A 21,601-nucleotide genomic window follows, 5' to 3' on the forward strand; every position below is an offset into this window, starting at 1 on the left:
CGCGAAACGCGCCGGGAAATCGGGACGGTACCCTGAACTCCCGTGGATCCTGACCGTCAAGCCGACCTCGCCGCCCTCGACTCCACCCTGACCACGGTGGAGCGGGTGCTCGACGTCGAGGGGCTGCGCGTGCGCATCGAGAAGCTCGAGCAGGAGGCCTCCGACCCCAATCTGTGGGACGACCAGGCCCGTGCGCAGAAGGTCACCAGCGAGTTGTCGCACACGCAAGGTGAGCTGCGCCGCGTGGAGGAACTGCGCCAGCGTCTCGACGACCTGCCCGTCCTTTACGAGATGGCCGACGAAGAAGGAGGTGCCAGCGGCACCGAAGCGCTGGCCGAAGCCGACGCCGAACTCAAGCAGCTGCGTGAGGACATCGAGGCCATGGAGGTCCGCACGCTGCTGTCCGGCGAGTACGACGAACGCGAGGCCTTGGTCAACATCCGTTCCGGCGCGGGCGGGGTCGACGCCGCCGACTGGGCCGAGATGCTGATGCGGATGTACATCCGCTGGGCCGAGCAGCACAAGTACCCCGTCGAGGTCTACGACACCTCCTACGCCGAAGAGGCGGGCATCAAGAGCGCCACCTTCGCGGTGCACGCACCGTTCGCCTACGGCACGCTCTCGGTCGAGCAGGGCACGCATCGGCTGGTGCGGATCAGCCCGTTCGACAACCAGGGCCGCAGGCAGACTTCCTTCGCCGAAGTCGAGGTGCTGCCCGTCACCGAAACCACCGACCACATCGACATCCCGGAAGGTGACGTGCGGGTCGACGTGTACCGGTCGAGCGGCCCGGGCGGTCAGTCGGTGAACACCACCGACTCCGCGGTTCGACTCACCCACATCCCGACCGGTATCGTGGTCACCTGCCAGAACGAGAAGTCGCAATTGCAGAACAAGGTCTCGGCGATGCGGGTTCTCCAGGCAAAGTTATTGGAGCGCAAGCGGTTAGAAGAACGTGCCGAACTCGACGCGTTGAAGGGCGACGGCGGCAGTTCGTGGGGCAACCAGATGCGTTCTTATGTGTTGCACCCGTACCAGATGGTCAAAGACCTGCGCACCGAACACGAAGTCGGTAATCCGGCGTCAGTACTGGACGGAGACATCGACGGGTTCCTCGAGGCCGGGATCCGTTGGCGCAACAGACGAGATGACGAATAGCAATCTGATCGCCCTATCCCTGGGGGACCGCTGGAGCGGCTTCTGGGACGGCAATGTCGGCTCCTGGATCCTCGAGCGCGGTGTGCCCATCGGGCTGCTGCTGATCGGCGGCCTGCTCGCGGCCCGGTTCATCAACTGGGGGGCGCGCCGGGTCGTCCGCCGGATCGACGCCGAATACCAGTCCAGTGACCAGCTGGTCCGCACCGAAAGCGCCAAGCATCGCCAGGCCGTTGCCTCGGTGATCTCCTGGGTGTCGGTGGCGCTGCTTTTCGTCATCGTGGCGGTCGAAGTGACCGACATCCTTGCCATCCCGATCGGATCGCTGGTCGCCCCCGCCGCCGTGCTCGGCGCGGCGCTCGGTTTCGGCGCGCAGCGGCTGGTGCAGGATCTGTTGGCCGGTTTCTTCATCATCACCGAGAAGCAGTACGGCTTCGGTGACCTAGTGTCGCTAACCGTCGCGGGCATCGCGGCTCCCGCCGACGGCACCGTCGTCGACGTCACCCTGCGCGTCACCAAGCTGCGGTCCGCCGAAGGCGAGATGTTCACCATTCCCAACGGGCAGATCGTGAAGTCGGTGAACCTGTCGAAGGACTGGGCGCGTGCCGTCATCGACATCCCGGTGCCTGCTGCCGCCGACCTCAACGTCGTCAACGACCTGCTGCACGAGGTCGCCGAGAGCGCGATCGAGGACCCGGCGCTGAAGGATCTGCTGCTCGACGCACCGCAACTGATGGGTGTGGAAAGCATCGAACTGGACACCGTGAATCTGCGGATGGTCGCCCGCACGCTGCCCGGCAAGCAGTTCGAGGTGGGCAGGCGCATCCGCATCCTGGTGCTGCGCGCGCTCCGTCGCGCGGGCATCGTGTCGCTGCACGACGGCACCGCGGCCCCGATGGTCGAGGCCATCGTGCATCCCGCGACCGCGGGCGGCGCTGAGGCCGAGACCCAGGGTCCGGCCGACGAGCGCTCGCGCGAGGAGCGGGCGGGCACGGAGCAGACGAAATGAAATCCTGGGTGACGGCCAAATTCGGTCGCATGCGCATCTCGACGCTGGTGCTCGTCGTCGCGTTCATCGCGCTGTTCTGGGTGCACCAGAATTTCCAGCCCGAGCCGCCCGCGCCGGCGCCACCGCCTGCGGCTGTCGTACCGCCCGGCTTCGTGCCCGATCCGAACTACACCTGGGTGCCGCGCACGAATGTGCGCAGGCCGAAAGAACCGGTGTACACCACGACGACGACGCCGCCGACCACCACGACGCCCACCAGTCCCACCACGACGACGACCCCGACGACTTCGCCGACGCCGACAACGACCGTGGTCGACCCGGACGGTTTCGGTCCGCTGCCGCCGGAGACGCAGACGCTGACGCCGACGACGTCGTTGCCCCCGACCACCGCTGCGCCGTTCGGCCCTCAAACGACGCCGGCGACCACGGCTCCGCCCAGCTAGCCGCATGACCGTTCACCGCTACACTGGCGAGCCGTGATGATCACCCTCGACCGTGTCAGCAAGCAGTACAAGTCGTCGGGCAGACCTGCCCTCGACAATGTGTCGCTCAAGATCGACAAGGGTGAGTTCGTCTTCCTGATCGGACCGTCGGGCTCGGGCAAGTCGACGTTCATGCGGCTGCTGCTCGCCGAAGAACAACCGTCGGCCGGCGACATCCGGGTGTCCAAGTTCCACGTCAACAAGCTGCCCGGCCGCCACATCCCCGGTCTGCGCCAGGTGATCGGGTGCGTCTTCCAGGATTTCCGGCTGTTGCAGCAGAAGTCGGTGTTCGAGAACGTCGCCTTCGCGCTGGAGGTCATCGGCAAGCGCGCGGAGGTGATCAACCGTGTGGTGCCCGACGTGCTGGAGATGGTCGGCCTGTCCGGCAAGGCCAACCGGTTGCCCGGCGAGCTGTCCGGCGGCGAGCAACAGCGCGTCGCGATCGCCCGCGCCTTCGTCAACCGGCCGCTGGTCCTGCTCGCCGACGAACCCACGGGCAACCTGGACCCCGAAACCAGTAAGGACATCATGGATCTGCTCGAGCGGATCAACCGCACCGGCACGACGGTGCTGATGGCCACCCACGACCATCACATCGTCGACTCGATGCGCCAGCGCGTCGTCGAACTCGAACTCGGCAGGCTGGTTCGCGACGAGCAGCGTGGCGTCTACGGAATGGATCGCTAGTGCGCTTCGGCTTCCTGATCAATGAGGTTCTGACCGGGTTCCGTCGCAACGTCACGATGACGGTTGCGATGATCCTGACCACCGCGATCTCGATCGGCTTGTTCGGCGGTGGGCTCCTGGTGGTGCGCCTGGCCGACCAGTCGCGCGACATCTATCTGGATCGCGTGGAGAGCCAGGTCTTTCTGACCAACGATGTCTCGGCCAACGATCCGACCTGCGACGCCGACCCGTGCCAGGCCCTGCGTCAACAGATCGAGGACCGCGACGACGTGCGGTCGGTGCGGTTTCTCAACCGCGACCAGGCCTACGACGACGCGATCAGGAAGTTCCCGCAGTACCGGGATGTCGCGGGACGGGAAGCATTTCCGGCGTCATTCGTCGTGAAACTCAACGATCCCGAGCAGCACAAGGACTTCGACGACGCGATGGTCGGCAGACCCGGCGTACTCAACGTGCTCAACCAGAAGGACTTGATCGACCGTCTCTTCGCAGTGCTCGACGGCTTGTCGAATGCGGCGTTCGCCGTGGCGTTGGTGCAGGCGGTCGGCGCAGTGCTGTTGATCGCCAACATGGTTCAGGTCGCCGCGTACACGCGTCGCACCGAGATCGGCATCATGCGACTGGTGGGCGCGAGTCGCTGGTACACGCAGTTGCCGTTCCTCGTCGAGGCGATGCTGGCGGCATTCATCGGTGTGGCGATATCGATCCTCGGCCTCATCGCGGTGCGCGCGCTGTTCCTCGAGAACGCGTTGAACCAGTTCTACCAAGCCAATCTGATCGCCAGAATCGACTACGCCGACATCCTCTACATCGCACCGATCCTGCTGTTCGTCGGCGTTGCGATGGCCGGTGTCACGGCTTATGTCACGCTGCGCCTCTACGTTCGAAGATAGCCATGGCCAGAAAATCAGGCTCCGCAGCCGACACCGGAAAATCCAACAACAAAATTGTCGCGACCAATCGCAGAGCGCGGCACAACTATTCGATTCTCGACACCTACGAAGCCGGCATCCAGCTGGTGGGTACCGAAGTGAAGAGCCTGCGCGACGGCCAGGCGTCTCTCGCCGACGCGTTCGCCACCGTCGACGACGGCGAGGTCTGGCTGCGCAATCTCCACATCCCGGAGTATCACCACGGCACCTGGACCAACCACCCGCCACGGCGCAACCGCAAACTTCTGTTGCACCGCAGCCAGATCGACACGCTGGTCGGCAAGATTCGCGACGGCAACCTGACGCTGGTGCCGCTGTCGCTGTACTTCTCCGACGGCAAGGTGAAAGTGGAGTTGGCACTGGCCCGGGGTAAGGAAGCGCGCGACAAGCGCCAGGATCTGGCGCGTCGCGACGCCCAGCGCGAGATCACCCGCGAGTTGGGTCGTCGCGCCAAAGGCATGACCTGATCGGCCCGCTGGAGGGCCCGGCCTACGCGCTGGCATCGGCGCTGGGCTACGGCGTCAGTGACTTCGTCGGCGGCATCGCGTCACGACGGGTCGCCGCGCTGCGGGTCGTGCTGGTGTCCTACCCGATCGCGTTGGTGCTGCTGACCGCATTGGCACTCGCGGTCGGCGGTGAGGTATCGCAGGGTGCCGTGCTCTGGGGCGCGCTGTGCGGAGTGTCTCAGGCCCTCGGGGTGTGGTGGTTCTACGCGGCACTCGGCGCGGGACCGATCTCGGTCGTGTCGCCGCTGACGGCGGTGCTGGTGGCGGCGCTGCCGGTGGGCGTGGGTCTGGCGTTGGGGGAGCAGCCCGGCCTGATCGCCGGGTGCGGGGTCGTCGTGGCGTTGACCGCGGTGGTGCTGGTCAGCCGGGAAGCTCCCGACAACGACGGCACAACGCACACATTCACCAAGACGGTGGCCTGGTTGACGGTCGGATCGGGGGTCGCGTTCGGCCTGAACTTCGTGCTGATCGATCAGGCGCCTGCGGAGGCCAATCTGTGGCCGCTGGTCTTCGCCCGAGCATCGGCGACGGTTCTGGTGGTCGTGATCGCCGCCGTCAGCGGCGCGTTGCGCCCGCCGTCAGGCGCCCCGCTGAAGCTCGCCGTGCTCGCTGCGCTGCTCGATACCGGCGCCAACATCGCGATGTTGTTTGCGCTGCAGGCGGCCCTGCTATCGCTCGCCGGGGTGCTGATGTCGCTGTACCCGGCAGCGACAGTGTTGCTGGCGATCGTGGTACTGCGTGAGCGGGTGACCCGTTGGCAGGTCACCGGGATGGTCCTCGCGGTGGCGGCCGTGGCCATGATCACCGCCGGATAGTCGGCCCAAGTTTGCTAGATTCATCTGAATCGGGCATGTTCTAGGTACTGTGTGAGCTGCGAGCGTTGCGCGTCGTGGCAATTCAGGACGCCGTCCGCCGACCAGCGTAAGGAGACGGGGTGCTAGTCAAGGGCGACAAGCCGCGCCTAGTTCTCTTTGCCGCCGTCTTTGCCGTGGTCCTCGTCGTGGCGGTGGTGAATGCCTTGGCACTGTGGGGTCAGGACGTTTCCCGCCTGGTGTACGGGCTGATGCAACTGACCGCTGGAAGCGGCGCGATCCTCTGCGCGCTGATCATGGCGTGGCGAACCAGTGGCCTGTCGAGGTGGTGGCGGCTGACCGCGGTCGCGTCAATCGCCGGTTGGATGCTCGGCCAGTACTTCTGGATGTGGTCGGATGCCGGGAGGAAAACCGGCGTGCTTCCCACCCCCGGGGTTGTCGCGTACTTCGTCGCGCTGTTGTGCGGCCTGGTGACGACACTTCTCCTGGTTCGCGCAGGCGGGGGCCTTCGCGGTCGGCCGGACCGCGCCATCCGGAACTCGCCGGTGACCACCGTGCTCGACGCTCTGGTGGCGGCGCTGTCTTTCTCGATCCTGGTTGCCCTTGCCGGATCGGGCGCCGTACGTGGCACTGCGCCGGACCGCATGGGCACTCCTACGGCGTCATTCGCCTATTGGCTGCTCGAAGTCCTGGTCGTCATCGTCGCGGTGGCGGTCGCGATGACCTACCTTCCGAGTCGGCCCTACCGTCTCAACTATCTTCTGTTGGCCACGGGAGGCGTGCTGGCCGCCACGGCGGACCGACTCGTCGTCTATCTCGGCAACACGGTCGGCGAGGGCGGCGAATTGTGGGGCGGCATCGGCTTCGTCCTGGCCCCGGTTTTGGTCGGGTACGGTCTACTCGATTTTCGGCATTCCGGCACCGCCATACGCCGAAGCGACAACGCGTTGGAACTCGTGCAGCTGGCGCTGCCCTACGCCGGATTCCTCGGGGTGGCAGTCCTGTTCGCCTTCCACGTGCTCAGCGACCAGCGTCTGGATCCGATTGCCGTCGGGGCAACGGGGCTGATGGTTCTGCTCGTGGCAGTTCGGCAGGTGGTCGCCATGCGGGCGCAGCGGAGATTGACGTATCGGCTCTACGACACCCAGCGTCGGCTGGCGCACCAGGTTCACCACGACTCGCTGACCGGACTTCCCAACCGATTGCTCTTCGCGCAGCGGCTCGACGAGGTGATGCGCGGCAACCGCTTCGTGCTGATCTTCGTCGACCTCGACGACTTCAAAGACGTCAACGATCGGTTCGGGCACGCCGCCGGTGACGAACTGCTCCGCGCGGTCGGCGAGCGGCTCCTGCGGTGTGTCGCCGAACCCGACACCGTCGCGCGTATCGGCGGCGACGAGTTCGCCATCCTCGTCGACGGGGAACAAGAGGAACCAGAGGTCGTCGCGGACCGTCTTCGCGTGGCGCTGCGAGAACCGTTCGCGGTGCACGGGTCCTCGGTACGCATCCGGGCCAGCATGGGTGTCGTCCGGCCCGCCGTCGACGAACCGTCACCGTCGCCCGACGACCTGATGCGGCAGGCCGATCTGTCGATGTACGCGGGCAAACGACTGGGCAAGGACACCGCGGTCGTCTATCAGCCGACTTCCGACCTGACAGCGGACTTCCCGACCGTGCTGCGCAAGGCCGATGGCGGCGTGCCTGCCGGCTTTCAACTCGTCTATCAGCCTGTCGTGCGCGTGCCGGATGGGGCGCCGCAGGGTGTCGAGGCGCTCGCGAGGTGGAATGCCCCCAACGGCATCGAGCTTCCGCCCGAGACGTTCGTCGCCGCGGCCGAAGCAGCCGGGTTGGGGGCCACGCTCGACGCCATGGTGCTCGACCTGGCATGTGAGGAAGTGAAGCGGGCCGGCATCGACCTTGTTCTCTATGTGAACATCGGGGGAGCCCGGCTCGGCAACGCTGGTTTCGAGCAGCAGGTTCTGCGCACGCTCACGCGACACGGGATACCGCCGACGCAGCTGGTTCTGGAGATCACCGAGACGGTGCCCATCGTCGATCTGGCCGGCGCTGCAGCGCAGATCGAACGGTTGAACGAGTTCGGCGTCAAAGTGGCGTTGGATGACTTCGGCACGGGTTACAACTCACTGATGTACCTGCACGCCCTACCCGTGCAGATCGTCAAACTCGACCGGAGTCTGGCCGTGGGTGCCGAACGTCATCGCGATGTCACGCTCTATCGGTCCGTCATCGGATTGTGCGACGCCCTCGATCTGGACGTGATCGCCGAGGGCATCGAGACGTCTGCTCAGGCGCAGACGATCGCTGCCGCAGGGTGCGGTCTTGCTCAGGGGCATCTGTACGGCACTCCGGCGCCCATCGCAGAACTCGCCATCAGCGCAGTGGGGGTTCCGGTCGGGCAGGCCGAGCGCATCGGTTAGTGCCCCGAAAGTTGCTGGTTGCGACGATGATCGCGTTGGTTCGACACATGAGAGTTTGCTAGGTTGATTCCGTTGCCGCATATTGGGTAGCAGCGGGCGCCGGAGACGCCGTCAGAGGGTCACGATTGGAGGCGGTGTCGTTAAGCGCCAACAGCTGCGCCTCGGGCTCTTCGCCGCCGTTGTCGCGCTGACGTGTCTGAATGCGCTCAGTCTCTGGGGTGAGCAGGCATCGCAGGCCATGGATGCCGTGCTTCAAATCGGTGTCGGTCTCGCGGGACTGGTCTGCAGCGCCGTCTTCGCGTTGCGAGCGCAGGGGGCGTCGCGCATCTGGCGGCTGTTCGTCTTCGCGGGGATGCTGAGTTGGCTTGTCGCCGAGATATGTTGGCGAGTACTTGGCGACGCGAGCAGCGTGAGCCTCGCTCCTGCGCCATCGGTGACGGCGTACTTCCTGCCGCCGACGTTCGTGTTCGTCGCGCTGCTGGTGTTGGCGGGGTCGAGCGGCGCATTGACCGTCCCGCCTGATGGTCCAATCAAGCATTCGGTGCTCACCTACGTGCTGGACGGCGTGGTGGCGGGGACCTCCTTCTCGCTGCTGGTGTTCATGGGCCTCGACGGCGCAGTTGCCGGCGCCGCGGTGCCGCGTTCCGGCAGTGCGCCCGTGGCGCTTGCCTACGCGTTGCTCGAAGCAGTCGTGGTCGTCAGCGCCACGTTGATCACCATGCGCTATCAGCCGGACCGGCCGCATCGCACGAACTACCTCCTGCTGGCCGGCGGCGTCGTCGTGATCGCGGGCTCGGACCGGATGGTCGCCTATCTGCACTCGGTCGACGAGACATCCGGCGCGGTGTGGGCGGGCATCGGGTTCGTCCTCGGGCCGCTACTGATCGCTTACTCGGTACTCGAGTGGTCCCCACAGCCCGGGTCGCGACGCAGTCGCGAAGCCATGAACTGGACGCAACTCGTCCTGCCGTACTCCGGGTTCATCGGCATCGCCGCATTGTTCGCCTTCCATGTGCTGCAGGGACAGCCCCCGACCGCCGTGATGGTGTGGTCGACAGTGGCCCTGGTGTTGCTTGTCGCAGCCCGCCAGGTCATCGCGATGCATGCGCAGCACCTGCTGATGCAGCGACTGGTCGACGCCCAACGTCTGCTCGCTCACCAGGTACATCACGATTCATTGACCGGACTGCCCAACCGGTTGATGTTCGGTCGACGGCTCGACTCGGCGATGCGGGACGGGCGGTTCGTGCTGATCTTCGTCGATCTCGACGACTTCAAAGACGTCAACGATCGGTTCGGTCACGCCGCGGGCGACGAATTACTGCGCGCCGTCGGCGAGCGGCTGCAGCGTTGTGTGCGCGAGCCCGGCACCGTCGCGCGCATCGGCGGGGACGAGTTCGCGATCCTGATCGACGACGACATCGAGGCGCCGGAGGTCGTCGCCGACCGACTGCGGGTGGCACTGCGCGATCCGTTCGCGGTGCACGGTTCCTCGGTGCGCGTCCGGGCAAGCATGGGATTGGTGCGTACGGGTGTCGACGAGCCGATGCCGTCCTCGGATGATCTGATGCGCCAAGCCGACATCTCGATGTACGCGGGCAAGCGCCTCGGCAAGGACACCGCCGTGGTGTATCGACCCGCTTCGGGCGCATCGACCGATTTCGCGGTGGCATTGCGTCGGGCGAAGGGCACGGTGCCTGATGGCTTCAGCCTCGCCTATCAACCGATCGTGCGACTGCCGGAGGCGACGGTGGTCGCCGTCGAGGCACTGGCCCGGTGGACGGCGCCAAATGGCACACAGATTCCGCCCGAAACCTTCGTCGCCGCAGCCGAAGCCGCCGGCCTTGGCGCCGACCTTGACGCCATGGTGCTGAGTCTGGCGTGCGGTGAACTCAAGGCGGCGGGCGTGGACGTCGACCTGCATGTGAACATCGGTGCGGCGCGCCTGGGCAATCTCGACTTCGAGCAGGAACTGCGGCGGACGCTGGCGCGGTGCGGCATACCGCCGACGCGGTTGGTGCTCGAGATCACCGAGACGGTGCCGATCGTGGATATCGCCGAAGCCGCTGCCGAGATCGCCCGACTCGACGCGCTCGGTGTGCGAGTCGCGCTCGACGATTTCGGCGCGGGCTACAACTCGCTGACCTATCTGCATTCGCTGCCCGTGCGAGTCGTCAAGCTCGACCGCGGGCTGGCGGTCGGTGTCGAACCGAACGAGGACATGACGTTGTACCGGTCGGTGATCGGACTCTGCCACGCACTCGGCCTCGAGGCTGTCGCCGAGGGCATCGAGTCGCCTCAACAGGCGCAGACCGTCGCCGAGGCGGGCTGCCGGCTGGCTCAGGGCCACCTCTTCGGCGCGCCCGCCCCGATCAGCGCTCTCGACGAGTCCGCTGTCGGCGAGTGTGCGGGTCTGCCCGTCGACACGCCGTGAATCACCGGGGTTTCGCGCACGTTCGGTGATCGGGCCGGCGCTCGGCGTCTAGCGTCGAGGGGGTGAGCAGCCCCCCGCGCCCGGTGACCACCCTCGACAAGCCCGCCGTGCTGGCCGGTCTGTTCGAGGTGTGGAGGAATCTCGACACGCTCGTCAGCGGTTTCGGCGATGAGCAATGGCAGGCGCAGACGTCGCTGCCCGGCTGGAGCGTGCACGACGTCGTCGCACACATATGGGGAACGGAGTCGATGCTGCAAGGCGTCGACACGCCCGAGGCGGATCTCGACGTGTCGACATTGGAACACGTCCGCAACGACATCGGCGTGCTCAACGAGCGCTGGGTGCGCCGGATGCGAAGCGTCCCGCCGGCGGAGCTGCTCGAGAGATTCCGCGCCACGACAGCGGATCGGCGAAAAGCGTTGTCCGACATGTCCAACAGCGCATGGAACGAGGTCACCGCGACGCCGGCGGGTCCCGACAGCTACGGGCGCTTCATGCGAGTCCGGGTCTTCGACTGCTGGATGCACGAGCACGACATCCGCGATGCCGTCGGCCGACCGGCAGGCACCAGTGAGCTCGTCGGACCCGCCTCAGAGCTCGCACTCGACGAAATGGCCGCCAGCATGGGCTTCGTCGTCGGCAAGCTCGGTGGCGCGCCGGACGGTGCGCGAGTGTCGATCGAGTTGGCCGGGCCGCTCGGCCGGACGATCAACGTGGCGGTCGAGGGCAGGGGACGGGTGGTCGACGACTTCGGCGACGCCGATCCGACGACGACCATTCGCCTTGACGCGCTGCTGTTCAGCCGGCTCGCCGGGGGGCGCGTGCCACTGGCCCAGCACGCCGACGCTGTCTCATACGGCGGAGACGAAGCGGTCGGCAGGCGTATTGTTGAGCACCTCAATTACGTGATCTAGCAACGTCTTCCGTTTGGCAGGGTCGAGGCCAACGGCAGACGGGCGGTCGTGCCGTTGGCCTCGAGTCAGCGATCAGTCGTCGCTGTTGTCACTGCTGCTGTTGCCGTTGCCGCCGTTGCTGTCATTGCTTCCGCCGCCACCCTGGTCGGAGTTGTCGCCGCCGTTGCCCGGCTTGTCGCCTTCAGCGCCGGGCTTGTCGTCTGACTTGCTGCCGCCGTTCTGAGGTTTGTCGGCTGTGTTGCCGTTCGCGAGGGTGTCGCCGGGCTTGTCGCCTGACTTGGACCCGCCCTGACCCGGCTTGTCGTTGTCCCGGCCGAGGTCGTCGTCATCGCCCTTGCCGGGCCTCTCGCCGCTTTGCCCTGGCTTGTCGCCGTCGTGACCCGGTTTGTCGTTGTCGCCCTGGCCGGGCGTGTGGCCTGCGTTGGCGAGTGGGTCAGCGAGCTTGTCGGGGTTGTCGCCCCCGTAACCAGGGTTGTCCGGCATATCGCCGAGGTGGCTGGGCTTGTCGGGCTTGTCGCCGGGGTGATGTGGTGTGTGGGGCTTCCCCGGTTTCGTCTGCGGCCCACCGAGATCGACGTGGAAGCCTGGAGTGAAATTGAAGCCGAAGCTGGCGGGGCCGATGGTGATCGATTGTTTGTTGACCCCCCAGAGACCGCCGTTGAAGCCGGTCTTGTCGACATTGACATTGGCTCCCCAACCCAGTTCGCCGCTCCACTCCAGGAGTCCGGGGATTCCGGTTCGCCACTTGCCGATGTCGATGAGCTTCAGCGAGGCCGCCGGCCCTATCGGCTTGGGGTCACACGGATCCTTCTTTCCGCCGGGTGTGATGGTGAGGTAGGCGCCCTTGACGATGTCGATGTTGTTTCGGGTCGGCCCGAGGGCGAGGCCCTGATTGTTGAATCCGACGATGCTGGTCTTGATGCCGTCCGCGCCGAAGCTGTTCTTGCTCTCGAAGCCGAGCTTGCCGGTTGATTCCGCGAACTCGGGCACGCCGACACGCCATCTACCGATATCGACGAAGTCCAGCCCAATCTGGGGGCCGCCGCTGCCGTGGCCCGGCTTGGGTCCGTGCGGCTTTTTTCCGCCTGTGGTGATGCGGGGGTAAACGCCCTTCAGGATGTCGAAGTCGGCGACGACCGGGCCGATCTTGTTGCTTTGGTTGTTGATGGCCTCGAACGCGGCGAAGACGCCTCGCGGGCCGGAAATCGCGTGAGCCTGCCATCCGATTCTGCCCATCGAGTGACCATCGCCCGGCAGATCGTGATACCCCCACGGATAGTACAAAGGGACCGAAACGCGGTGCGGTTCCTTGTGCTCGTAGCCGGCGGCTGACGCGGCGGCCGGCGCCGCGGGGCCGGCGGCCATGACCGCAAGGGACGCTCCGAGTGCCAGCACGATCGGCCGTGCAACCCGGCGTAGCCGCAGCGGGCGGTTACTCCATTTCACTTTTCTCTCCATTCCACGGTGAATCCAAAGCGGGACGCCACAACTCGGCGAGCGCTGTTGGAGGTGCTCTTCGGGGCGAACTCAAGGGGCGCTGCGCTAGCAACGGGGAACGTTGCAATGGGGCCGTCGGTCGGACGACTGTCGCGACACGCGAGCCGAGTCGCGTCACGCGACGCGGTGGGTGCCGCCGTTGCTAGCCGCCGGGAACGACGTTGCCGCTGGACCATGGCGTGGACCGTAACATACTATTTGTATGGTTTAGAAGCCCTAAACAGGCAATAGGTAGGTTTCGATCGCTGACCTCAGTTTCCGCAGGAAATGACGTTGCCGTCGAAAACAGTAGAGGTGGCTGTGGTCTGTGTGGCGATGCGCCGCCAACCTTGCAGAGGAGGGGCGACCCACTGCAGCCCACTCGGTAGCGTTACGTGCTACGGCGCAATAGCTTTGCTAGTGACGGCGAGTGACTTGTCCGATCACGGCGTGGCGAATGAGTGCTGGAGTTATTGCATCGTTAGACGCGGGAAGAATGTCTTGGCCGCGACGGTTGGGTCTGGCGTACGATTGAGTGTCCTGTCGATGGTCGGCAGGGGTGCGAGGGGCTGAACGGTTTCGACTTCGCGCATCGAATCAAGGGAAGCGTGCCGGTGCAGGCAAGAGACCACCGTAAGCGTCGTTGCAACCAATTAAGCGCCGATTCCAATCAGCGCGACTACGCCCTCGCTGCCTAAGCGACGGTGTGTCTGTCAGACCGGGAGCGCCCTCGGCCCGGACCCTGGCATCAGCTAGAGGGACAAACCCACGGGTTCGGTCGCGGAACCCATGGGGACATCAAACAGCGACTGGGATCGTCATCCTGACTTGTTCGCGTGATCAGGAGATCCGAGTAGAGACATAGCGGACTGCGCACGGAGAAGCCTTGAGGGAATGCCGTAGGACCCGGGTTCGATTCCCGGCAGCTCCACGATTAAGGCCCAGGTCGGGACAAGATCTCGACCTGGGCCTTTCTACGGCGACTCCCCCTAGCCGTGGCTACCCGGTCCATACGGGCCGAAGAAGTGGCATCCAATCGGGTTGGTTGCGCAATAGGAACCCGGTGCAGGTGGTGGGGGCGGCGGAGGCGGCGGCCCAAGGGGTGGCAGCCATGGGGGTACCGAACCGATCCAGATATAGCTGCCGATCTGCCTGCCGCTGGCGGTTATCGGGACGTTGCCTTCACCGGGGTTGACGAACCAGTAATCGTGGCAGACGTTCATGTCCCAGCCGAATACCGCGTCCCCAAGCGGTAAGGGCTGTCCTGGGCACCACGTTCCGGTGGGAGGGTGGCCGGCGGCAGAACCTGCGCCCAGCCCCAAGCCGGCCGCCGCGACGGCGCCCGAGATCAACGCCCCAGCGAAGAGGCGCCTCATCATCATGGTGGTGTTCATGGTGTTTCTTTCGTCCGTGGCGGCCTCCCGGGCCGCGAATCATCTTGTGCGATTGCTGAGTTTTGACGCAGCAGAAGAATTTCCTGGTCGTGCGGTGCAATTGAACCCTGCCAGTGTTGCTAATGATCCCATTTTCGCGGAATTTGAATCGCAACTACCGCACGTATCCGCGGGTGCCCTCGCGTTGTTTCGCGCCGCAGGCATTGTCGGCCTCACCTCATCTGTGAGCCGAGGCCAGACTGTTCGGCTCACGCGCGACGCGTGTGGAGAATGCACGGTCGGCGGTGAGATTGCGATGCCCGTGCCCGCGTTGATTTGCGCCTCGATCGCTTGGGTATCGCTGCAGCGTGCGGGCCTCACCGCACTTGGCGGTGGAGTCCATCATGGTGGGTTGGCTTGATCGGGTACAACGGCGGAGTCGCGTCGCCGGCTTTCTCATCGCGGTCGTTTACAAGTATGTCGATGATCAGGCTAGTTACCTGGCTGCGCTGATCACCTATTACTCATTCGTCTCGCTGTTTCCTGCGTTGCTGCTGCTCACAACCGTTTTGGGAGTAGTGCTGGTCGGACGCCCGGAGTTGCAGGAACAAATTTTGCAGTCTGCGTTCGCGCAGTTTCCCGTTATCGGTGAGCAACTCGGCCAGCCCGAAGGTCTGAGTGGGGGAACGGTCGGCGTCCTCGTCGGCATTGCGGGGGCGCTGTATGGAGGTCTTGGCGCGGGCCAGGCAGTGCAGAACGCCATGGACACGTTGTGGGCGGTGCCGCGCAACGACAGGCGCGATCCCGTCCGGGCGCGGATCCGCAGCTTGCTCCTGCTCCTGGTCCTCGCCTTGGCGCTGATAGCCACCACCGTCCTAGCCGCAGTCAGCCGCGCTTCGGAGTCGTTCGGGATAGTCGGCAAAGCGACCATTGTGGTGTTGTCGGTGCTGATCAATGCAGGCGTGTGTCTGGTTGTTTTCCGGGCCGCCACCGCCAGGGATGTGACCTACCGTGAGGTTGCGCCCGGGGCCCTGGCCGCGGCTATCGTTTGGCAACTGCTGCAGTGGTTCGGCGCGATCTACATAGCGCAGGTGGTCAAGTCTTCGAGTGTTACCAACAGCGTGTTCGCTTTAGTGCTCGGCTTGTTGGCTTTCCTGTACTTGATCGCGACCACATTGCTGCTATGCGCCCAAGCCAATGTGGTTGCGACCGATCGCCTCTACCCCCGTGCCTTGCTGACTCCCTTTACCGACAACGTCGACTTGACCCGTGGTGACCGCAAGACTTATATCGGTCAGGCCAAAGCCCAACGCGCTAAGGGTTTTCAGCGTATCGATGTCACCTTCGAAGAGCCTGAGTCCAAAGATACGCAGGCGTGACGTCTCGGAGGAACGACGAGCTGAAACGGCAGCATGCTGCGGGATATGCCTGACGGGGTAGCACCCGTAGCTGTTCAGCCCGGGTAGCCTGGGAACATTCCCATTCAAGACAACGCTGACGGCCCGATCCGAGTTGCCGTACTGGCGCCGATCGCGTGGCGAACACCGCCGCGCAACTACGGGCCGTGGGAGCAGTTCGCCTCACTGCTCACCGAAGGTCTGGTGGCGGCAGGCCATCATGTCACGCTGTTCGCCACGGCAGACTCGATCACGACGGCAAGGCTGCATGCGACCGCGCCCGCTGGTTGGTCGGAGGATCCCACGATCGACGCCAAGGTCGCAGAATGCCTGCACATCGCTTCGGTGTTCGAGCGCGCCGGCGAGTTCGACATCATCCACAACGGGTTCGACTTCCTGCCACTGACATACAGCAATCTCGTCGCCACACCCGTGGTCACCACGATCCACGGGTTCTCGTCGAATCGGATCGTTCCCGTGTACGAGCGCTACGACGCCGGCACCGCCTACGTGTCGATCAGCGACGCCGACCGACACCCGAACCTGCACTACGCCGCGACGATTCACCACGGCATCGACATCGACGGGTTCACGATCCATCCCAGCCCGGGCGAGCACCTGCTGTTCTTCGGTCGAATCCACCCCGACAAGGGCACCGCCCACGCGATCGAGGTCGCCCGCCGATGTGGCCGAAGGCTCGACATCGCGGGGATCATCCAGGACGAGCAGTACTTCCGCGACGAGGTCGGCCCACACATCGACGGCGAGCGGGTGCGCTACCTCGGCCCCGTCGATGCCAAGAACCGCGCGGACGTGCTGGGAAGTGCGCACGCCTTGCTCCACCTGATCGACTTCGACGAGCCGTTCGGCTACAGCGTCGTCGAGGCGATGGCCTGTGGCACGCCGGTGATCGCCAACGCGAGAGGCTCCATGGGCGAGTTGATTTCGCACGGCACCACCGGCTTGCTCGTCGACGACATCGACTCGGCGGTGGCCGCGGTCGCTGCCGCGGGCAACCTCGACCGCGGCGCCATCGCCGGCCTGGCCGCCCAACGCTTCACGGTTTCCGCCATGACCGACAAGTATGTCGCGGTCTACCGCGACGTCATCGGTCGTGGGGCGTGACGGTGGGTGGCGGACGCGATACTGCTTGGTGGCAGTCGGCCGTCGTCTACCAGATCTATCCGCGCAGCTTTGCGGACTCGAACGGGGACGGGGTCGGCGATCTGCGTGGCGTCATCGGACGCCTCGACTATCTACGGACACTAGGGATCGACGTCATCTGGTTGTCGCCGGTCTATCGTTCGCCACAGGTCGACAACGGCTATGACATCAGCGATTACCGCGACATCGATCCGTTGTTCGGCACCCTCCCCGAGTTTGATGCGTTGCTCGCCAGGGTGCACGAACTCGGCATGAAGTTGGTGATGGACTTGGTGGTCAACCACACCTCCGATGAGCACCCGTGGTTCGTTGAGTCGCGGTCCTCGCGAGACAGCGCAACGCGGGATTGGTACATCTGGCGCGACGCACGTGACGGCGCCGAACCGAACAACTGGGGCTCGTTGTTCTCCGGTTCGGCGTGGGAATGGGATCAGACCACCGGCCAGTACTACCTTCACCTGTTCGACCGGAAACAACCCGACCTGAACTGGCAGAACCCCCAGGTGCGAAAGGCCGTTCAGGACACCATGATCTGGTGGCTCGACCGCGGCGTCGACGGCTTCCGGATGGACGTCATCAACTTCATCTCCAAGGCCGATGGGCTGCCCGACGCCCCGGCAGCCCCCGAGCAACGATTCGTCGTCGCCTTCGAGAACTTCGCCGACGGACCGCACGTGCACGAGTACCTCGCCGAGATGACACGCGCGGTTTTCGGTGGCCGCGACGGCGAGTTCATCACCGTCGGCGAAATGCCGGGCGTCACACCGCAACAAGCCCGGCTCTACACCGATCCAACGCGGGGAGAGCTGAACATGGTCTTCCAGTTCGAGCACGTCTCCGTCGACCATGGCCCGGCGGGGAAATTCGACTACCGCGGTCTCGACCTGGTGGCCCTGAAGAAGGCGCTGCATCGGTGGCAGGTGGAGTTGGCGGACACCGGATGGAACAGCTTGTACTGGAACAACCACGACCAGCCTCGCGTCGTGTCCCGGTTCGGCGACGACGACCCGGATTACTGGGCGGCCTCGGCCAAAGCGCTCGCGACCATTCTGCACGGCATGCGTGGCACCCCGTTCGTCTATCAGGGCGAAGAACTGGGAATGACCAACTTCCCCTTCCGAACCCCTCAGGACCACCGGGACCTCGAAGCGGTGAACTTCCACAGGAGCGTGCTCGAAACCGGCGGAGATGAAGCCGCGGCGCTGGCCGGTTTGGCCAAGATCAGCCGCGACAATGCCCGTACACCCATGCAGTGGGACGCCGGACCGAATGCCGGGTTCAGCACCGGCGAGCCGTGGCTGGCCGTCAACCCCAACCACACCTGGCTGAACGCCGCAGCCCAGATCGACTCGGCGGGCTCGGTTTTCGCGCACTACCAGGCACTCATCCGTCTCCGCCACGACCTGCCGGTCCTGGTGGACGGCGATTTCACGCCGCTGATGGAGGACGACCCGCAGATCTGGGCGTACACCAGAAGCACGTCGACCGCCGAACTCCTCATCATCGCGAACTGCGGACGGGACCCCCGCACTGTCGACATCGGCAGGGAATGGATCGATGCCGAGATGCTGCTCGGCCTGGCCGATGCCCCCGCGACGTTGACCTCGGCATCGCTTGACCTCGCCGGCTGGGACGCGCGCATCTACATGCGCCCGGTCCGATGACGCCCCTTGCCTCCCTCTGAGGAGGGGAAGAAACTTCGCCGATTCGCTGCGGACGGCACGCGTTGCGTGTCGACTGGGGTGAACGGAAAAGGGGTGGGATATGGAACAGCTGAGCTGGACGGACGACATGATGTTGCGCGCCGAAAAACCAGAGACGCCAATGCAGATCCAGATGCTGTTGATCTACGACCAGTCAACGGTGCCCGGTGGCAGAGTCACCTTCAAACGCATTCTGGGCGAGATCGACGCGCGACTGCATCTTGCACCGACATTCCGTCGGCGGCTGACCGAGTTGCCCGGCGGCCTGCACATGCCGTACTGGGTCGATGATCCGAACTTCGACCTCGAGTACCACGTCCGGCACATCGCCTTGCCTCAGCCGGGGGACTGGCGTCAGCTGTGCATACAGATCGCCCGCATCCACGGACGCCAACTCGACCTTCGTCGGCCGCCGTGGGAGATGACGGTGATCGAGGGATTGAACTCCATCCCCGGTGTGCCGAAGGGGTCGTTCGCGATCTCGCTCAAGCTGCACCACTGTGTCGTCGACGGGATGGAAAGCGTCGAGTTGATGGCGGCCATGCATGATCTCGCGCCCGACAGCGCACGCCCCGCCCCACCGGACAAGCCATGGGAACCCGGGGCGCTGCCGTCGACAGCGGACCTCGTAGTGCGCACCGCGCTCAACGGCGCACTGCACCCGCTGCGCGCGGGTAAAGTCGTGATTCCGAGCGCATTTGGGGCGTTGCGCCACGTCGCGGCGCTGCCAGGAAAAATTGCCGGCGGAGTCGCGGCCGCACTGGCCCCGGGGGCGGGCTCGCTGTTCGCGCCGAACACGCGTTTCAACGGCGCGGCCACGCCGCACCGGGTGTTCGATGCCCGCTTCCACGACCTCGATGACTTCAAACGGATCAAAGCCTGTGTACCGGACGCGACCATCAACGACGTGGCACTTGCCTACGTCGGGGGTGCGCTGCGCCACTATCTGGACGGGCACGGCGAGCTGCCCGACGAGACGCTCATCGCCGCGTGCCCGATGTCGATACGGTCCGACAGCGAGAGCGGCAGCGGCGGCAACCGACTCTTCGGCAGAGTGCAGGCACTGGGAACCACGATCTGCGATCCGCTCGAACGGCTGGCTGCCATCGTTGCGGAGACCTCGGCGTTCCGCGACACTTCCGATACCTCGAGCAGCTCCCGGCTGATGGAGCTGGTCGGCACCGTGCCTACCACACTGCTGGGTTTGACGGTGAAAGCCGCTAGCGCAGTCCCTTTTTCGGGGCCCGCGATCGCCAATACCACGGTGAGCAACGTGCCAGGCCCGACCGAGCCGATTTTCTTCGCTGGCGCCCGCCTCGTGCGGGTCACCGGCCTGGGTCCGCTGATCGGCGGGATGAACCTTTTCCACATCGTGGCGAGTTACAACGGAACAGTCTCGATCGGGGTGACAGCGGATCGTAGTGCGCTGCCCGACCCCGGTCACTACGCCGATTGTATGCAGAGCGCCTTCAAGGAGATGCTCAGCGCCGCAGGGTGATCAGCGTGCTCCCACTCGCCAGCCGAATCGTCGCCGATGCCATGATGAGCGGGTGACTGAGCGCGATCGCGACGAACATGGCAGGCCCCAGAGCCGTCGCCCCCGCGACGAGCTCGGTCGACCGCTTCCGCCGGGCAGCGAGGGCGTTGCGCGCATCCCGGACGACCTCGAGTTGCCGCCGGCCGAAACGCTGGCCTTCGCCCAGGATCTGCTGGACCGGGGCTTGGCCTTCAACGCGCACGAAGTGCTCGAGGCCGCGTGGAAGAACGCCCCGGATGACGAAAGGTCACTGTGGCAAGCGCTTGCCCAACTTGCGGTCGGCATCACCCATGTCCAGCGCGACAACGGCAGGGGAGCGGTGTCCGTCCTCAGCCGCGCAGCGGCCGTCCTCGCCCACGATGACACGGGGCGGCGGTACGGTATCGACGCCGCAGGTTTGGCCGACTATGCGCACGCGCTGATCGACGACATGTCCGCGGACACCGTGATCACGCCGGAACGCCTACGACCCCGCCTGGTTCATCGATCTGAGTAACCTGTGCGGCGGCACTCTCGGGCCGACACTACTCGGGCTGCACTCGTGTCTTCATGTCGCGGATGAGTTCCTCCACGCTGTCCTGATGGTTGGCGTAGGAACCCAGTTCGCGTGACGGCCCCAGTGGATGCTGTATCGCGTACCACAAACTGTCGAGACGACTATTCATACTTGCTTCCTGCTTCTGGTTGATCGTGTACGCGTAGCTCGGCCTACATCTTGGTGTAGCGGGCCATGGCGAAGCTGTACAGGCCATAGGTGATGATGCCCAAGCCGGCCGCGATTAACATCGCTGCCCCAAAGGGTTGCGCCCCAAGTGTTTTCAGAGCACCGTCGATACCGGTTGCCTGGTTCGGGTCTGTGCGACTGACGGCGACAACGATGAGTACTCCGGCGCCTGCGATGGCCAAGCCCTTGGCGACGTAGCCCACCGTACCCAGTCGCCGCACCAGATCGCTCGACGTGCCCTTGAGGTCGTCGAGAAACTTTCGCCAGGCTCCCTTGTAGATGTGGTACCCGCCTACCGCGACGATGACCACTCCCGCGGCTATCAGCGCGACAGTGCCCAGCCCTGTCTGCATCAGTCGTGCGCTGATGTCGGAGTTCTGCTCGCCGGTGGATTTACCTGCACCGCGGGCGAATCCGAATGTGGAGTACGCGAGCGCGAAGTAGACGACCGCGAGTGCGAAGGCTTTTGCTCGGTCCAGGACTTCTGATGCTGTGCGCTGCGATTTCCGGGCCGTCGAGCGGCCCACCGCCGTCTCGACCAACCGCCACAGCGCCATCACCAAGAACGCCAGGGCGGCGACCCAGAGGGCGGCGATGCCACCTGGTTGAGCCGCCACCGCCGAGAGCGCACCGGATTGATCAGCGTCGCCGACGCTGGTGCCCAGGGCGATCCGAATGGCCAAATAGCCGATGGTGAGGTGCAACAGACCGCTCACGACGTAGCCGGTTCGGGCGAAGCGTTCGAAGGTGCTGTTCTGGACGATCTCGGTCGCGGTGGAGGACGAGGCCTGGTCGAACATCGATCGCTCCTAACCGGCCGGATGAGTCAGCACCCGGCCGCCTATGCCGTCGAGGGCG

At 65.1% G+C, this 21,601-nt stretch carries 20 protein-coding genes and 1 other RNA gene; 17 read left to right on the forward strand and 4 right to left on the reverse strand.

The window, feature by feature from the left end:
* The first annotated feature begins 42 nt into the window (after positions 1-42).
* The 10 genes from prfB to N4S67_RS21970 all read left to right on the forward strand — a co-directional run bounded on the left by prfB (position 43) and on the right by N4S67_RS21970 (position 11,369).
* A complete protein-coding gene (gene prfB / locus N4S67_RS21925) occupies positions 43-1,158 on the forward strand; it encodes a peptide chain release factor 2 (RefSeq protein ID WP_260995118.1) in 1,116 nt (371 codons plus the stop codon).
* Positions 1,148-2,164, forward strand: a complete 1,017-nt coding sequence (locus N4S67_RS21930; RefSeq protein ID WP_260995119.1) for a mechanosensitive ion channel family protein — start codon at positions 1,148-1,150, stop codon at positions 2,162-2,164. Before prfB ends, N4S67_RS21930 begins: the two co-directional genes overlap by 11 nt.
* Positions 2,161-2,607 carry a hypothetical protein gene (locus tag N4S67_RS21935; protein ID WP_260995120.1) on the forward strand — a complete coding sequence of 149 codons (447 nt, stop codon included), beginning with the start codon at positions 2,161-2,163 and terminating at the stop codon, positions 2,605-2,607. Before N4S67_RS21930 ends, N4S67_RS21935 begins: the two co-directional genes overlap by 4 nt.
* A gap of 36 nt (positions 2,608-2,643) precedes the next feature.
* Positions 2,644-3,333, forward strand: coding sequence for a cell division ATP-binding protein FtsE (ftsE, locus tag N4S67_RS21940; protein WP_260995295.1), 690 nt, complete (start codon positions 2,644-2,646; stop codon positions 3,331-3,333).
* Positions 3,333-4,226 (forward strand): permease-like cell division protein FtsX, encoded by an 894-nt coding sequence (gene ftsX / locus N4S67_RS21945; protein WP_260995121.1) that lies wholly within the window; start codon positions 3,333-3,335, stop codon positions 4,224-4,226. The genes ftsE and ftsX overlap by 1 nt, the downstream gene beginning before the upstream one ends.
* Before the next feature lie 2 nt (positions 4,227-4,228).
* Positions 4,229-4,732: an SsrA-binding protein SmpB gene (gene smpB, locus N4S67_RS21950; RefSeq protein WP_260995122.1), complete on the forward strand. Its 504-nt coding sequence runs from the start codon at positions 4,229-4,231 to the stop codon at positions 4,730-4,732.
* An 8-nt stretch (positions 4,733-4,740) separates the two neighbouring features.
* On the forward strand, positions 4,741-5,586 hold the full coding sequence (locus tag N4S67_RS21955; protein WP_260995296.1) for an EamA family transporter: 846 nt from the start codon (positions 4,741-4,743) through the stop codon (positions 5,584-5,586).
* Positions 5,587-5,705: 119 nt separating this feature from the next.
* Positions 5,706-8,021: a putative bifunctional diguanylate cyclase/phosphodiesterase gene (locus N4S67_RS21960; RefSeq protein ID WP_260995123.1), complete on the forward strand. Its 2,316-nt coding sequence runs from the start codon at positions 5,706-5,708 to the stop codon at positions 8,019-8,021.
* Between the two features lie 238 nt (positions 8,022-8,259).
* Positions 8,260-10,455, forward strand: coding sequence for a putative bifunctional diguanylate cyclase/phosphodiesterase (locus tag N4S67_RS21965; RefSeq protein WP_260995124.1), 2,196 nt, complete (start codon positions 8,260-8,262; stop codon positions 10,453-10,455).
* A 62-nt stretch (positions 10,456-10,517) separates the two neighbouring features.
* The gene (locus N4S67_RS21970) at positions 10,518-11,369 is read left to right on the forward strand and encodes a maleylpyruvate isomerase family mycothiol-dependent enzyme (RefSeq protein ID WP_260995125.1); all 852 of its coding nucleotides are present in this window, start codon (positions 10,518-10,520) and stop codon (positions 11,367-11,369) included.
* 72 nt (positions 11,370-11,441) lie between these two features.
* Here the strand turns inward: N4S67_RS21970 and N4S67_RS21975 are convergent, their stop codons facing one another.
* A complete protein-coding gene (locus N4S67_RS21975) occupies positions 11,442-12,815 on the reverse strand; it encodes a hypothetical protein (RefSeq protein ID WP_260995126.1) in 1,374 nt (457 codons plus the stop codon).
* 595 nt (positions 12,816-13,410) lie between these two features.
* On the opposite strand from N4S67_RS21975, the gene ssrA reads away from it, so the two are divergent.
* Positions 13,411-13,779, forward strand: a transfer-messenger RNA (tmRNA) gene (gene ssrA, locus N4S67_RS21980).
* 55 nt (positions 13,780-13,834) lie between these two features.
* Here the strand turns inward: ssrA and N4S67_RS21985 are convergent.
* Complete coding sequence (locus tag N4S67_RS21985; RefSeq protein ID WP_260995127.1) at positions 13,835-14,239, reverse strand: hypothetical protein; 405 nt, start codon at positions 14,237-14,239, stop codon at positions 13,835-13,837.
* Here N4S67_RS21985 and N4S67_RS21990 point away from each other — a divergent pair.
* The 6 genes from N4S67_RS21990 (at position 14,226) to N4S67_RS22015 (ending at position 20,515) form a co-directional block, all read left to right on the forward strand.
* Complete coding sequence (locus N4S67_RS21990) at positions 14,226-14,639, forward strand: hypothetical protein (RefSeq protein ID WP_260995128.1); 414 nt, start codon at positions 14,226-14,228, stop codon at positions 14,637-14,639. The genes N4S67_RS21985 and N4S67_RS21990 overlap by 14 nt on opposite strands.
* On the forward strand, positions 14,623-15,597 hold the full coding sequence (locus N4S67_RS21995; RefSeq protein ID WP_260995129.1) for a YihY/virulence factor BrkB family protein: 975 nt from the start codon (positions 14,623-14,625) through the stop codon (positions 15,595-15,597). The genes N4S67_RS21990 and N4S67_RS21995 overlap by 17 nt, the downstream gene beginning before the upstream one ends.
* 222 nt (positions 15,598-15,819) lie before the next feature.
* Complete coding sequence (locus tag N4S67_RS22000) at positions 15,820-16,740, forward strand: glycosyltransferase family 4 protein (RefSeq protein ID WP_260995130.1); 921 nt, start codon at positions 15,820-15,822, stop codon at positions 16,738-16,740.
* Positions 16,737-18,443, forward strand: coding sequence for an alpha-glucosidase (locus tag N4S67_RS22005; protein WP_260995131.1), 1,707 nt, complete (start codon positions 16,737-16,739; stop codon positions 18,441-18,443). Before N4S67_RS22000 ends, N4S67_RS22005 begins: the two co-directional genes overlap by 4 nt.
* Before the next feature lie 100 nt (positions 18,444-18,543).
* Positions 18,544-19,980, forward strand: coding sequence for a WS/DGAT/MGAT family O-acyltransferase (locus tag N4S67_RS22010; RefSeq protein ID WP_260995132.1), 1,437 nt, complete (start codon positions 18,544-18,546; stop codon positions 19,978-19,980).
* 52 nt (positions 19,981-20,032) lie between these two features.
* The gene (locus N4S67_RS22015) at positions 20,033-20,515 is read left to right on the forward strand and encodes a DUF309 domain-containing protein (RefSeq protein ID WP_260995133.1); all 483 of its coding nucleotides are present in this window, start codon (positions 20,033-20,035) and stop codon (positions 20,513-20,515) included.
* A 28-nt stretch (positions 20,516-20,543) separates the two neighbouring features.
* On the opposite strand, the gene N4S67_RS22020 is transcribed toward N4S67_RS22015, so the two are convergent.
* Together N4S67_RS22020 and N4S67_RS22025 are read right to left on the reverse strand one after the other, a co-directional pair.
* Positions 20,544-20,684: a hypothetical protein gene (locus N4S67_RS22020; RefSeq protein ID WP_260995134.1), complete on the reverse strand. Its 141-nt coding sequence runs from the start codon at positions 20,682-20,684 to the stop codon at positions 20,544-20,546.
* 43 nt (positions 20,685-20,727) lie between these two features.
* Positions 20,728-21,543, reverse strand: a complete 816-nt coding sequence (locus tag N4S67_RS22025; RefSeq protein WP_260995135.1) for a DUF1206 domain-containing protein — start codon at positions 21,541-21,543, stop codon at positions 20,728-20,730.
* Positions 21,544-21,601 lie beyond the last annotated feature (58 nt).

It is taken from the genome of Mycobacterium deserti (assembly GCF_025345615.1).
GTDB lineage: Bacteria > Actinomycetota > Actinomycetes > Mycobacteriales > Mycobacteriaceae > Mycobacterium > Mycobacterium deserti.

What these genes read in the sequence shown, in the direction of transcription:
- N4S67_RS21930 (WP_260995119.1), top strand. Translation starts at nt 1,148, where the DNA reads ATGACGAATAGCAATCTGATCGCCCTATCCCTGGGGGACCGCTGGAGC.
- N4S67_RS21935 (WP_260995120.1), top strand. Translation starts at nt 2,161, where the DNA reads ATGAAATCCTGGGTGACGGCCAAATTCGGTCGCATGCGCATCTCGACG.
- ftsE (WP_260995295.1), top strand. Translation starts at nt 2,644, where the DNA reads ATGATCACCCTCGACCGTGTCAGCAAGCAGTACAAGTCGTCGGGCAGA.
- smpB (WP_260995122.1), top strand. Translation starts at nt 4,229, where the DNA reads ATGGCCAGAAAATCAGGCTCCGCAGCCGACACCGGAAAATCCAACAAC.
- N4S67_RS21965 (WP_260995124.1), top strand. Translation starts at nt 8,260, where the DNA reads ATGGATGCCGTGCTTCAAATCGGTGTCGGTCTCGCGGGACTGGTCTGC.
- N4S67_RS21990 (WP_260995128.1), top strand. Translation starts at nt 14,226, where the DNA reads ATGGTGGTGTTCATGGTGTTTCTTTCGTCCGTGGCGGCCTCCCGGGCC.
- N4S67_RS21985 (WP_260995127.1), bottom strand. Translation starts at nt 14,239, where the DNA reads ATGAACACCACCATGATGATGAGGCGCCTCTTCGCTGGGGCGTTGATC.
- N4S67_RS21995 (WP_260995129.1), top strand. Translation starts at nt 14,623, where the DNA reads ATGGTGGGTTGGCTTGATCGGGTACAACGGCGGAGTCGCGTCGCCGGC.
- N4S67_RS22010 (WP_260995132.1), top strand. Translation starts at nt 18,544, where the DNA reads ATGGAACAGCTGAGCTGGACGGACGACATGATGTTGCGCGCCGAAAAA.
- N4S67_RS22020 (WP_260995134.1), bottom strand. Translation starts at nt 20,684, where the DNA reads ATGAATAGTCGTCTCGACAGTTTGTGGTACGCGATACAGCATCCACTG.
- N4S67_RS22025 (WP_260995135.1), bottom strand. Translation starts at nt 21,543, where the DNA reads ATGTTCGACCAGGCCTCGTCCTCCACCGCGACCGAGATCGTCCAGAAC.